General features: G+C 66.8%; 13 protein-coding genes. 7 read left to right on the top strand and 6 right to left on the bottom strand.

Annotated features, from left to right (window positions below):
• The first annotated feature begins 20 nt into the window (after positions 1–20).
• On the top strand, positions 21–923 hold the full coding sequence (gene catA / locus DIE11_RS01425) for a catechol 1,2-dioxygenase (RefSeq protein WP_124621045.1): 903 nt from the start codon (positions 21–23) through the stop codon (positions 921–923).
• A gap of 43 nt (positions 924–966) precedes the next feature.
• On the top strand, positions 967–1,257 hold the full coding sequence (catC, locus tag DIE11_RS01420; RefSeq protein WP_011355923.1) for a muconolactone Delta-isomerase: 291 nt from the start codon (positions 967–969) through the stop codon (positions 1,255–1,257).
• 100 nt (positions 1,258–1,357) lie between these two features.
• On the opposite strand, the gene DIE11_RS01415 is transcribed toward catC, so the two are convergent.
• The gene (locus DIE11_RS01415; RefSeq protein WP_124621043.1) at positions 1,358–2,545 is read right to left on the bottom strand and encodes a hypothetical protein; all 1,188 of its coding nucleotides are present in this window, start codon (positions 2,543–2,545) and stop codon (positions 1,358–1,360) included.
• 151 nt (positions 2,546–2,696) lie between these two features.
• On the bottom strand, positions 2,697–3,482 hold the full coding sequence (locus DIE11_RS01410; protein WP_059678886.1) for an NAD(P)H-dependent oxidoreductase: 786 nt from the start codon (positions 3,480–3,482) through the stop codon (positions 2,697–2,699).
• An 86-nt stretch (positions 3,483–3,568) separates the two neighbouring features.
• Between DIE11_RS01410 and DIE11_RS01405 the strand changes: the two genes are divergently transcribed.
• Together DIE11_RS01405 and DIE11_RS01400 are read left to right on the top strand one after the other, a co-directional pair.
• Entirely contained in the window at positions 3,569–4,462 is an 894-nt protein-coding gene (locus DIE11_RS01405) for a LysR family transcriptional regulator (protein ID WP_124621041.1), read from the top strand.
• A gap of 186 nt (positions 4,463–4,648) precedes the next feature.
• Positions 4,649–5,053 carry a DUF2471 family protein gene (locus DIE11_RS01400; protein ID WP_059601528.1) on the top strand — a complete coding sequence of 135 codons (405 nt, stop codon included), beginning with the start codon at positions 4,649–4,651 and terminating at the stop codon, positions 5,051–5,053.
• A gap of 199 nt (positions 5,054–5,252) precedes the next feature.
• Here the strand turns inward: DIE11_RS01400 and DIE11_RS01395 are convergent, their stop codons facing one another.
• The gene (locus DIE11_RS01395) at positions 5,253–7,286 is read right to left on the bottom strand and encodes an NADPH-dependent 2,4-dienoyl-CoA reductase (RefSeq protein ID WP_124621039.1); all 2,034 of its coding nucleotides are present in this window, start codon (positions 7,284–7,286) and stop codon (positions 5,253–5,255) included.
• A 76-nt stretch (positions 7,287–7,362) separates the two neighbouring features.
• On the opposite strand from DIE11_RS01395, the gene DIE11_RS01390 reads away from it, so the two are divergent.
• Entirely contained in the window at positions 7,363–8,445 is a 1,083-nt protein-coding gene (locus tag DIE11_RS01390) for an AraC family transcriptional regulator (RefSeq protein WP_059601524.1), read from the top strand.
• 232 nt (positions 8,446–8,677) lie between these two features.
• Here the strand turns inward: DIE11_RS01390 and DIE11_RS01385 are convergent, their stop codons facing one another.
• The 3 genes from DIE11_RS01385 to DIE11_RS01375 form a co-directional block, all read right to left on the bottom strand.
• Complete coding sequence (locus DIE11_RS01385; RefSeq protein ID WP_124621037.1) at positions 8,678–9,127, bottom strand: aconitase X swivel domain-containing protein; 450 nt, start codon at positions 9,125–9,127, stop codon at positions 8,678–8,680.
• On the bottom strand, positions 9,120–10,367 hold the full coding sequence (locus DIE11_RS01380) for an aconitase X (protein ID WP_124621034.1): 1,248 nt from the start codon (positions 10,365–10,367) through the stop codon (positions 9,120–9,122). Before DIE11_RS01380 ends, DIE11_RS01385 begins: the two co-directional genes overlap by 8 nt.
• Positions 10,368–10,434: 67 nt before the next feature.
• Positions 10,435–10,863: a MarR family winged helix-turn-helix transcriptional regulator gene (locus DIE11_RS01375; RefSeq protein ID WP_059601516.1), complete on the bottom strand. Its 429-nt coding sequence runs from the start codon at positions 10,861–10,863 to the stop codon at positions 10,435–10,437.
• A 110-nt stretch (positions 10,864–10,973) separates the two neighbouring features.
• Between DIE11_RS01375 and DIE11_RS01370 the strand changes: the two genes are divergently transcribed.
• Both DIE11_RS01370 and DIE11_RS01365 read left to right on the top strand, forming a co-directional pair.
• On the top strand, positions 10,974–11,894 hold the full coding sequence (locus DIE11_RS01370; protein ID WP_124621032.1) for a LysR family transcriptional regulator: 921 nt from the start codon (positions 10,974–10,976) through the stop codon (positions 11,892–11,894).
• A 107-nt stretch (positions 11,895–12,001) separates the two neighbouring features.
• Positions 12,002–12,433 carry a MarR family winged helix-turn-helix transcriptional regulator gene (locus DIE11_RS01365; protein WP_059601511.1) on the top strand — a complete coding sequence of 144 codons (432 nt, stop codon included), beginning with the start codon at positions 12,002–12,004 and terminating at the stop codon, positions 12,431–12,433.
• The last annotated feature ends 27 nt before the right edge of the window (positions 12,434–12,460 follow it).

Raw genomic sequence — 12,460 nt, 5'->3', positions numbered from 1 at the left:
AACCGAAACCGGAGACACAGATGAACAAGCAAGCCATCGACGCCCTGCTGAAAACCTTCGACGACGCCGCGGAAAAGCCCGGCAACCCGCGCGTGCGCGCGATCGTCAACCGGATCGTGAAGGACATCTGCTACACGATCGAGGACTTCGACGTGCAGCCGAGCGAGTTCTGGACCGCGCTCAACTACCTGAACGAAGCCGGCCGTGAATTCGGGCTGATCGCCGCGGGCCTCGGCCTCGAGCGCTTCCTCGACGTGCGGATGGACGAGGCCGAGGAGAAGGCCGGCTTCCAGGGCGGCACGCCGCGCACGATCGAAGGGCCGCTGTACGTCGCGGGCGCGCCGGAATCGGTCGGCCATGCGCGTCTCGACGACGGCACCGATCCGGGCCAGACGCTGATCATGCGCGGTCAGGTACTCGGTCAGGACGGCGCGCCGATCCCGAATGCGCTCGTCGAGGTGTGGCACGCGAACCATCTGGGCAACTATTCGTACTTCGATCAGTCGCAGCCGGCGTTCAACCTGCGCCGCTCGATCCGCACCGATGCCGAGGGCCGCTACAGCTTCCGCAGCGTGCTGCCGGTCGGCTACAGCGTGCCGCCGGGCAGCAAGACCGAACAGCTGCTCGACCAGCTCGGCCGCCACGGCCATCGTCCGGCGCACATCCACTTCTTCGTTTCCGCGGACGGATATCGTAAGCTGACGACGCAGATCAACATCGAAGGCGACCCGCACATCTGGGACGACTTCGCATTCGCGACCCGCGAAGGGCTGATCCCGAAGGTCAAGCAGGCCGAGGGCGCGCAAGGCAAGCCGTATGGCATCGACGGGCCGTTCGCGCTGATCGACTTCGATTTCTCGCTGCTCAAGGACAAGCAGGACGTGCCGGCGAGCGAAGTCGCGCGGGCACGGGCGCAGGCCTGAGCGGCCGTCCCGTTCGACGAATCGACAACGCAAGGAGCACAGGATGCTGTTTCATGTGGAAATGACCGTCCGTCTGCCGACGGACATGGATCCGGTCAAGGCGGCCACGCTGAAGGCCGAAGAGAAGGCGATGTGCCAGCGGCTCATGAACGAAGGGACCTGGCGGCATCTGTGGCGTATCGCGGGGCAGTATGCGAACGTGAGTATTTTCGATGTGGAAAGCGTGCAGCAGCTGCATGACCTGTTGAGCCAGCTGCCGTTGTTTCCGTATATGGAGATGGAGGTGCGGGCGCTGTGCCGGCATCCTTCTTCGGTGCGGGAGGATGATCGGTAACCAGGCGGTCGAGCACGGACAAAACGGGCGGCCTGCGATCGCATTGCGGGCCGCCCGTTTCATTTCGGCATCCGCAGCGTCGGATCAGGTTGCCGCACGGCTACTTCTGCGCCCCCATCTTGTCGGCGACGTTGTCGCCATACACCTTCGCGATGCGTCGCGCGACGATCGCCTGCAGCAGCGTTTCAGTGAAATCGTCGGTGGTTTTCCAGCCGCTGCCGTCCTTGACGAACGTGAAGTCACCCTTCAGCTGCAGCATCGACGGTGCGCCGATCGCGCCGAGCAACGGATCGCGATAGTCGATCAGCAACGGGCACGACACACGGTCGCCGCCCAGCTGCTTGCAATCGGCGGCCGGCATCACACCCAACACGCCGTTCGTCAGCTTCGTCGGGTCGTCGTCACCAGGAGGCGCCCAGTCCTGACTGGGCGAGCGCGCCGACACGTTCTTGTCGATCTGCGCGACACCCGCCATGAATGTCGTGCCGATGACGTCCCGCCCGAGCGGCGCGCCGAGCTTCGGATCGAGGCCCCGTATGCTATAGCGGGCCGCCACGTATTCGGAGGGTAGCGTCTGCACGACGAAATCGCTCTTGTCCTTGTCGTCGCGACGGATCACATAGCCGAGCGTCGTGTGCTCGTCGGCGACACTCAGGTCCGCCAGGCAGCCACGCGCGCGAGTCGCCTCGTCGTAACCGACTTCGCGATGGTTGCTGACGGTCGGAAAGGACGTGTTGCCCTGTTCAAGCATCTGCATCGGATTCTTGCGCATCATGTCCATGCGCGCATCGAACATCAACGAATTCAGTGTTTTGATCGTGCTCGACGCGGTGCACGCGGGCGCCTGCGCGGGCCACAACAGGTAAGTGCCCACCGCCAGCGCGGCGGCCAGGCCACCGAAGCCGATCAGCATCTGCTTCTTCTTGTGTTCGCGCTGGATCGATGCGACCGTTTCGCTCAGACGCCGTTCGAATCGCAACGGATCGAGTGTCTTCAGCATTTGCATCAGCACGAGTTTCGCGCGGATGTCGGCGAAGTGACCATCCAGCAGCTCCTGCGTCGCCTTCGTCTCTGCTTCCCGTGTCGTGTAGCCCTCGGCGATCAACCAGTCGAGCAGCGTACGGGCGTAGTTCGTGTCGGGAAGCTCGGCCGGTGCGTCCTTCAGGCGCTGCGCGACACGCGCCGCCTGTTCCTCCGTCAGATAGCCGCCGGCTTCGAGTGCCATCAGCAGGCTGGCGAGAGCGTCGTTTCCAGTCGGTTCCGTCCCGCCCGCTTGTTCGAAAGTCATGATTGTTGTTCTCCGTCGAGACGGATTCGCTGCGCGGCCCGTGCGGGCCTATTGTGCAGACGAATCGCGTCGATCTCCGGAAACTACTCGATTTGACTGCAGGTGTCGATATGCCCACACCGCACTTCCCGCGACGGCCTCTCAAGCGCAATCAATACGCGTGCGCAAGATGAGCGGCAAATCCCTCTTTACCCGGCGCGATCTCCGCCTTCAGCGTCAGCGCCGGAATCTCGTAGTCGCCCGCATTCTGCCGCCGGAACGGAATCGGCTGCGCAGTCCACAGTTCGTCCAGACGCTTGCCGAGCGCAGCACGCGTTTCGTCGAAGCGCACGTCGTTCATCCGCCCCGTCCGGTAAATCACGAACGGCGGCAGCACGTCGAATCCCGGGTAATACAGGATCCCGTGCTGGATCGGAAACAGCACGTCGTCGATCGGCCCGTTGATGCCGCGTGCGCTGTAGTGCGACTCCCAGCCGCCCGTCGTGACGATCACCATCGCCCGCTTGCCCGCCAGCGAGCCCTCGCCGTAACGGTCGCCCCAATGCTGGTCGGAATGCTCGCCGACGCCGTATGCAAAACCATACGCATACACCCGCTCGACCCAGCCCTTCATGATCGCCGGCATCGAGAACCACCACAGCGGAAACTGCAGGATCACCGCGTCGGCCCACTTCAGCTTGGCCTGTTCGCGCGCGATGTCGTCGCGCTGCGTGCCCGTTTCGAACGCGCGCTTCGAATCGAGCGCGGGATCGAAGCGCGCGTCGGGCGCACGGTCGGTCACGTCATGCGCATCGAACGCGGCCTTCCAGTTCATCGCGTACAGATCGGTCACCTGCACGGCATGGCCCGCGGCTTCGAGATGCTCGACCGCGAAGTCGCGCAACGCGCCGTTCAGCGAACGCGGTTCCGGATGGGCATAAACGATCAGCACATTCATGTTCGTCACTCCGTTGATTGAATGACTGCAGGATGCCGTCGCCGACGGTATATTAGAAATGAATTCCCGATATTCCAGGTATAGCCATGAACAATCTCAGACGACTGGATCTGAACCTGCTGGTCACGCTCGACGTGCTGCTCGCCGAGCACAACGTCACGCGAGCGGCCAAGAAACTGAACATGTCGCAGCCGTCGGTCAGCGTGCAGTTGCAGAAACTGCGCGATCTGTTCGGCGATCCGCTGCTGCTGCCGGGGCCGCGCGGGATGCGGCCGACCGCGCGCGCGGAAACGCTGCGCGCGCCGCTACGGGATGCACTCGAAGCCGTCGAACGCGCGGTGCTGACGGCCACGCCGTTCGATCCCGCGACCGCGACGAACACGTGGCGCGTGGCCGCGACCGACTATGGCGAATCGACGATCGTCCTGCCCGCGCTGAACACGCTGCGATCGGCCGCCCCCGCGACGCGACTCGCCGTCGTCGAACTCGTGCCGCCGCGCATCGAGCAGGACGCGGAGCGAAACGGCATCGACCTGGCCTTCCACACGACAGAAGGTTCGCCGGAGGGGATGCGGCGCCTGCCGCTGTTCGTCGAGCGCTACGTGCTCGTCGGACGCGCCGGTCATCCGAAGCTGAAGCGGCGCCCCACGCTCGCGCAGTTCGGCGCACTGGAACACGTGATCGTGTCGCCCGACGGGGGCGGCTTCTTCGGCGTGACCGACGAAACGCTCGCGAAGGCGGGCGCCGCACGGCGTGTCGTGCTGTCCGTTCCGCATTTCCTGTTCGTGATGTCGGCCGTCGCCAGCACGGATCTCGTCGCGATGCTGCCCGAGCGGCTGGTCCGCGACGTGCCCGCGCTGCGCGTGGTGGAAGCGCCGGTCGAGGTGCCCGGCTACGAAATGTCGATGCTCTGGCACGAGCGCGTGCATCGCGATCCCGCTCATCGGTGGTTGCGGGAGACGATCGCGGCGTCGGTGTAAATCGTTCGCGAAAGCCGCGCGGTACGCGCGTCGGGCAGCGTCGCCGCCGCGCTCGCCCCCGTGCCGCCAAACAGACATGCATTCAGGACTTGAAACCGCCTCGAACACTGTATATATTTACAGTGCTTTTGCACCATTTGACCCGAATTCCGTCATCCATGACGGACGGACTTTTGTGAGGCGACCATGTTCCAGTCATCCGCATTCGATCCCGAGCAACCCGGCTTCAACCCCGCGCACTTCGAGCGTGCCGCGCAGCGGGCAGTCGTCGACCTGCAGCGTGTCGTCGGCGGGCCCGCGCAACGCGCGCTCGGCCTGCGACGCCGCACGCATCCGGCCGCCGTCCGCACAATGAGCTGGCAGGCGCTGCTGAACGTCGAGGAACTCGCGTTCTCGAATACCGGTTTCCTGAGCCGCAACGATCCGACCGTCGTCGATGCGTTCATCCGCCTACGCGATAGCCGGCTGGTCGCAGCGGATGTCGAGGAGCCGGTCGACTGGCGTCGCGACGATGACGACCTGCCGGCCGTCTACCTGATCGTCAAGGCGATGCTGGAAGCGGAAGAGGAAGAGCGGGCCGAAGCGGCCTGACGTCCGCCGGCCAGTGGCGAATGGTGTTCTGCCAGAATCGCGTCGCCACGTTGCATGGCGACGCGGTGCATCCTTTCCAGGTCGTCCGCATGCCCCGGCACGTCGAATGAATCACCGCGCGGGAAGTCGCGAGGCGTCGCGCAGGCGGGCCATCGCCGCGTGACGCACTCCGCCGCTTCGCAACCCGGAACGACACCCGTTACAGCCGCGCCGCGAGCCGCGAGCCCTGATCGATCGCCCGCTTCGCATCGAGCTCGGCGGCCAGTTCCGCACCACCGATCAGATGCACCGAGCGTCCGGCCGCCTGCAACGGCGCAAGCAGCGCGCGCTGCGGTTCCTGCCCCGTGCACAGCACGATCGTGTCGGCTTCGATCAGTTCATGATCGGTGCGCTGCTCGCCGTACGACACGTGCAGCCCGCGCGCATCGATCAGTTCGTAGTTCACGCCGCCGATCATCTTCACCTGCTTCATCTTCAGCGTCGCGCGGTGAATCCAGCCGGTCGTCTTGCCGAGCCCCTTGCCGAGCGGCGCGGCCTTGCGCTGCAGCAGCGTCACTTCGCGAGCCGGCGCCGCGACCTGCGCGCGCGTCACGCCGCCGCGCGTCGCGGCCGGATCGGTCACGCCCCACTCCGCTTTCCACTCTTCCAGATCGAGCGTCGGCGACTCGCCGCCTTGCACCAGATATTCGGCGACGTCGAAGCCGATGCCGCCGGCGCCGACCACCGCGACACGCCGGCCGACCGGCTGCCCGCCGGCCAGCACGTCGATGTAGCTGAGCACGTTCGGCCCATCCTGGCCGGGAATCTTCGGGTCGCGCGGCGCCACGCCGGTCGCGAGCACGATCTCGTCGTAGCCGCCGGCGATCAGGTCGCGCGCGTCGACGCGGCGATTCAGATGCAGGTTCACGCCGGTCAGCTCGACCTGACGGCCGAAGTAACGCAGCGCTTCGTCGAACTCCTCCTTGCCCGGAATCCGCTTCGCCATGTTGAACTGGCCGCCGATCTCCGGCGCCGCGTCGAACAGATCGACGTGGTGGCCGCGCTGCGCGAGCACGGTCGAGCACGCGAGCCCGGCCGGCCCGGCGCCGACCACCGCGATACGCTTGGGCTGCTGCACGCGCGTATAAACCAGCTCGGTCTCGTGGCATGCGCGCGGGTTCAGCAGGCATGACGCGATCTTGTTCTTGAACGCGTGATCGAGGCACGCCTGGTTGCAGCCGATGCAGGTGTTGATCTCGTCTGCCCGGCCTTGCGCAGCCTTGACGACGAACTCGGCATCGGCGAGCAGCGGGCGCGCCATCGACACCATGTCCGCGCAGCCGTCCGCGAGAATCTGCTCGGCCACCTCGGGCCGGTTGATCCGGTTGGTCGTCACGAGCGGAATGCCGACCTCGCCCTTCATCTTCTTCGTCACCCACGCGAACGCGCCGCGCGGCACGGAGGTCGCGATCGTCGGCACGCGCGCCTCGTGCCAGCCGATCCCGGTATTGATGATGGTCGCGCCCGCGCGCTCGACGGCCTTCGCGAGCTGCACGGTCTCGCTCCAGTCGCTGCCGTCCGGAATCAGGTCGAGCATCGACAGCCGGTAGATCAGGATGAAGTCGCGGCCGACCGCCTCGCGCGTGCGCTCGACGATCTCGATCGGCAACCGGATCCGGTTCTCGTACGAACCGCCCCACTGGTCGCTGCGCTTGTTCGTATGCATCGAGATGAACTGGTTGATCAGGTAGCCCTCGGAGCCCATGATCTCGACGCCGTCGTAGCCGCCCTCGCGCGCAAGCTGCGCGCAGCGGACGAACGCGCGGATCTGCCGCTCCACGCCGCGCGCGCTGAGTTCGTGCGGCGCGAACGGCGAGATCGGCGACTTGATCTTCGACGGCGCGACCGCGAACGGGTGGTAGCCGTAGCGGCCGGTATGCAGGATCTGCAGCGCGATCTTGCCGTCGTCCGCATGCACGGCATCGGTGATCACGCGATGGCGCCGCGCGCCGGCCGACGTCATCAGCGTGCCGCCGAACGGCTTGGTCCAGCCGGCCACGTTCGGCGCGAAGCCGCCGGTCACGATCAGGCCGACGCCGCCGCGCGCGCGTTCGGCGAAATAGTCGGCGAGCCGCGGCAGCGTCTTGCGGCTGTCCTCGAGGCCCGTGTGCATCGAGCCCATCAGCACCCGATTCTTCAGCGTGGTGAAGCCGAGGTCGAGCGGCGCGAGCAGGTGGGGAAAGGAAGTCGTCATGGTGAGTCTGCCAATAATCGATACGTGCCATCGTAGGCCGCGCGCCGCCTTGAACGTGAGGGGGCAAACAGCCATAATGCTTGTCATTTCCGGCCAAATCGACATGACCTCCCCGTCACGCAAGGACCACCTCGGGCTACGCCGGCCGACGATTCCGGTCGCCTATACGCGCCTGCTGCTGCAGGCGCTCGCCGAGCGCGGCGTCGATCCGGCCGCCGTGCGCGCGGGAACCGGGCTGCGCGACGCCGTGCTGGCCGAACCGGACGCGCGCGTCGCGCCGTCGCAATGGGGCCGGCTCGTGCTCAACGCGATCGAGATCGGCGGCGATCCGGGCATCGGGCTCGCGTTCGGGCTGCTGCTGAAGCCGACCGTGCACGGCTTCCTCGGTTATGCGACGCTGACCGCGCGGGACATCCGCGAAGCGCTGGTCGTCACGCAGCGCTACTTCCGGATGCGCAACCGCCAGTATCGGCTGACCTATGCGGAGGACGAACACGGCGCGACGCTCGAACTGCACGGCGTGCAGGCAAGCCCGGTGCTGCAACATCACGTGATGTTCGAGTTCGTGCTGACGGGGCTCGCGCAGAACATCTCGCAGTGGTCCGGGCGCGCATCGCCGCCGATCGCGCTGCGCTTCGCATGGCCGCAGCCCGATTACTTCGCACGCTATCGCGACCAGCTGCCGCCGGTCGAATTCGGCTGTGCGGCGAACGCGCTGTGGATCGCCCGCGACGTACTCGACTGGCCGCTGCCGCTCGCCGACGAAGTCGCGCACCGGCAAGCGCTCGTGCAGGTCGAGCGCGAGTATGCGCAGGTGCGTCAGGAGGAAGGCGATCTCGTCGGGCGCGTGCGCGCGGAACTGGCCCGAACGGCCGGCAACTATTCAAGTCCGGAGGCGCTCGCCGACGCGCTGCTCGTGTCGACGCGCACGTTGCGGCGCCGGCTCGAGGAAGCCGGGTCGAGCTACCGGCAACTGCTCGACGAAGCGCGGTTTCGCGACGCGAAGCAGTTGCTGTCCGCGTCGGATCTCGACCTGAAGACGATCGCCGAGCGGCTGCAGTTCACCGATCCGGCGAATTTCACGCGGGCATTCCGGCGCTGGGCCGGGCAGACGCCGAGCGCCTATCGGGAAGCCGCCGCCGCGACCACGCGCGAATGACCGGCGAACGCAGGCGGCACCACGCGCCCGGTCGGGATTTCATCGTTCGGTCGAACGGCAATCGGCCGCTTCGTGCCGAGCACGATCCTGCGTTCGGCGTTCAGCGTTCAGCCTGATTGTATGGTCCGAAATCCGGCGGCCCGCACGACCGGCCGGCAAGAAATGCGCTGTCGCTCGTGCGGGAAGACACGCCGCACACCCGCTTCCTCCAAGCCGGCGAGCGCGTGACGCGTCAGCTGCCGACGTCGATCCGCGCGCAGCCGTCACCCTCGCCTGCCTCGATCCGCACGTCGCCCGTCGCGGCGACGATCGCGTCGTACACCGCATCGGTCACGCACACCACCGGCACCGCGATCGCATACAGTTCGGCGGCGACGATCGCGCCGATCGAGATGATCAGGTCGCGCTCCTTCAGCACGATCCCGACCGGCCCCGTGCCATTGCGCACCGCTTCCGCGAGCACGCTGCTGCTCGAACTCGATCCCTTCGCGTGCGGCATCACCATGATCCGGCCGGCCAGGCTGGCGCCCGCCTGCGGATGCCCGCGATCGACGATCCGCCCCGCGCCCGAGTCGTAGCCGCCCCAGAAGCTGAGCGGCTTGTCGAGCACGATCGGCTTCGCGCATGCGCTGCCCGGCACGAGCGTATCGCCCGTCAGTTTCCGAACCATTGCTTCAGTCATCGAATCGCACCTTTCCCTCGAACGCGGAGCGCACGCACTCGCGCATGCTGCCGTACGCCACCGTGACGCCAATGTTCGCGGGCGCGTACGACGCCCACTTCCCCGAGTTCGTCATCACCAGGCCCGACAGCTGTTTCATCACCGGCGTGATGTACGTGCAGGTGTCGACGACGATCTGGATGCCGCGCGCGTCGAACTTGCCGGCAAGCCCGAGCTCGTCCAGTTCCCACAGGATGAAGCGGCTGGTGTTCACGTAGAAATCGCACTTCGGCTTGCCGTCGAACTGGTCGAGCAGCGCGTCGAGCGTGCGGAATTCGGCCAGCGAGAAGTGCGGCGTGCCGAGCGCGACCGCGACGAGCGCATCGCCGGCCGCACCGTGGTTCAGCGTGCGGCGGATCTCGTCGAGATCGGCCATCGCGACATCGACGGTCCGCTGCGACGCCTGCCCGTGCAGCGCGGCGTCGAGCGTCGGCGCCTCGGGCGTGACGCCCACCGCATGGAACAGCGCGACCGCGCCGCTCGATGCGGCGGCCGCGCCGAGCGCCTTGAGTTCGTCTTCGGTGGTGTCGGCCGGCAGCCCGACGATCGCCGGCACGGTTGCACCGGCGATCCGGCCGATCAGCAATCCGAGCGCCGCGAAGTAGATGTCGCGCGACGGCCGGTTGCCGAAGTCCGGCGCGTTGAACACGATCCGTGCCGCGCGATTCGATTCGACGTGCAGCCCCGCATACGGCGCGCGCCCGGTGATCGCGGCGGCCAGATCGAGAAAGTCGCCGTAGCGGCTGGTGCGCGCGCCGAGCACCGAGTTGGCGAACACGATCGCATTGGATTCGGCCCACGCGATCTGCTCGCCCAGGCGCGGACGATTCTTCAGTTGATACGGCGCGCACGTGAAGCTCGACTCGCAGCCGAGCTGGAGATGCGCGTCCATCAGGCGTTGCGCGTCGCGCTGGATCGTGCGGTCGCCGTGATACAGCTCGGGATGGATCAGGTCCAGCGACCCGACGTTCAGCGTGGTCGGCACCGCGACCCGCGCGCCCGTGTCGACGAAATATTCGACGAAGTCGAGGCTGGTCTGGCCGTGGTAAAGACAGCCGTCGATATGCGCGGACGTGATGTCGATCAGGTGCGGCGCCGACATGACGTCGGCCGTGCGCGCGACGATCCGCATCGCGCGCGCGACGCCGTCGCCGAATGCGCCGCGCAACATCGCGTCGTCGCGCTCGCTCAACTGCAGCATGGGGGACTCCTCGTGTCTCGTCCGGTGGATCCGGATCGCTTTTGTCATACTACCGCGCGCGTTGCGCCTATCGCTGCGCCGTCAGGCTGAACAGCTCGTCGCGCAGCGCCTTGGCGCGGCCGCGGCCGAACTGCGTCTCGAACTCGTCCTGCGCGGCCTGCCACGCGACTTTCGCCTGCGCGTAGGTGCGCTCGCCGAGCTTCGTCAGGCTGAGCGCGTGCGCGCGCGCGTCATGCTCGGATGCGGCCGCGGCAACGAAGCCGTCGCGCTGCAGCGGCTTCAGCGCGCGCAACAGCGTCGTGCGATCCATCACCAGCGTGTCGGCGAGTTCGCTCATCACCAGACCGGGTCGGTGCGACAGATTCGCCATGATCGAGAACTGCGCGGGCGTGACGCCGACCGGGGCCAGATGTCGCTCGTAAAGTTGCGTGACGAAGCGCGCCGCCTGACGCAGCGCGAGGCAATTGCAGGCCTGGGCGATCTGGATATCGTTCATGAACGGCAATTTATATGTGCATATGCATAAAGTCAATGTACACTCCGCCGTAACATGGCCGGGCCGGCCGCGTGCATCAGGCGCCCCGCCATCGCCTCGAGGAGACGGACATGGACTACATCGACAAGCTGCGGATCTTCCGGTCGGTGGTGGAAATGCGCAGCTTCACGCGCGCCGCCGACATGCACGGCCTCGCGCGGCCGGTCGTGTCGCGGGCGGTCGCGGATCTGGAGGCGCGCTTCGGCAGTCGCCTGCTGCACCGGACCACGCGCCAGGTCTCGCTGACCGAGACCGCCGAGCGCATCTACGAACGCTGCGCGGCCGTGCTCGACGAACTCGATTCGCTGGAAGCGCAGGCGCAGTCGCACACGCGCGAGCCCGAGGGGCTGCTGCGCCTCGTCGCGCACACGACGGCCGCGCTCAACCGGCTCGTGCCGCTGATCGCCGGCTTCAAGGCCGCGCATCCGAAGGTGCGCCTCGACGTCACGCTGACCGAGCGCCCGGTCGACCTCGTCGGCGAAGGCTACGACATAGGCATCGTCGTGCCGTACATGCTGACGAGCGAGACGACCGTCGTGCGGCTGGTCGAACGCATACCCGTCGTGATCGTCGCGACGCCCGCGTATCTGCGCACGCATCCGCGTCCCGAAACGCCGACCGACCTCGCCGGTCATGCGTTCATCCCGATGTCGCCGTCGCTGCGCCGGCCCGCGCTGTCGTTCCGCGTCGACGGTGACACGCTGGTCGTGCCGTTGAGCTTCGACATCTCGTCGAACAGCCCCGTCTTCAACCGCGAAATGGTGATGCACGACTTCGGTATCGGCGTCGTGCCGAGAACGCTCGTCGAAGCAGAGCTCGCGTCGGGCGCGCTCGTGCAGTTGCTCGACGATGCCGACCTCGTCGACGCGTTCGTCGAAATCAAGCTCGCTTACGCGAACCGCGCGCTGCTGCCGGCGAAGGTCAAGGCGTTCATCGACTACACGGCCGCGTACTGCGACCGCCAAGGCGGGATTGTTCCGGCCGCTGCCTGATCCGGCGCAAAAACGCGCCGTTCCATCGTCGATTGGTACAGCCACGGCACCAATCTGATCCCGCACCGCCACTCGCTTCCGCCCGCTCTGCCACCTAACATGTGCACATGCACAAGACCACGCTTACCGATGACGATTGCTTCGCGGTCCGTCAAGCCGCCCGGCGGATCTCGCAGTTCTACGAGCGCTACCTGTCGCGGGCGGGCGTCACGCCGTCGCAGTACAGCATTCTCGCGCTGCTGAGGGAGCGCCCGGGCGTAACGATGGCGATGCTGTCGGCGGTGCTGGTGATCGAGCGCACCGCGCTGTTGCGCGCGCTCAAGCCGCTGGTCGGCGCGGCGCTGGTCACCGGCAGGATCGAGCCGCGTTGCCGCCGCCAGACGTTCGCGCTGACCGCGCAAGGCGAAACGAAGATCGCCGAAGCGCAGGTGCACTGGCTCGCCGCGCAGGAGGCGTTCGAGCAGCGGTTCGGGTCGGCGCAGGCCGCCCGCCTCAGAGACGAATTGTTCCGGATCACGCACAACCTCCCGGAACGCTAACCCCCTCCCCGATCGGCGACGCATCGT

The organism is Burkholderia sp. Bp9012 (assembly GCF_003853825.1).
GTDB classification, from domain to species: Bacteria; Pseudomonadota; Gammaproteobacteria; order Burkholderiales; family Burkholderiaceae; genus Burkholderia; species Burkholderia diffusa.
The sequence above is the reverse complement of the archived record's forward strand: the minus strand, read 5'-3'. Positions and strand labels throughout refer to the sequence as shown.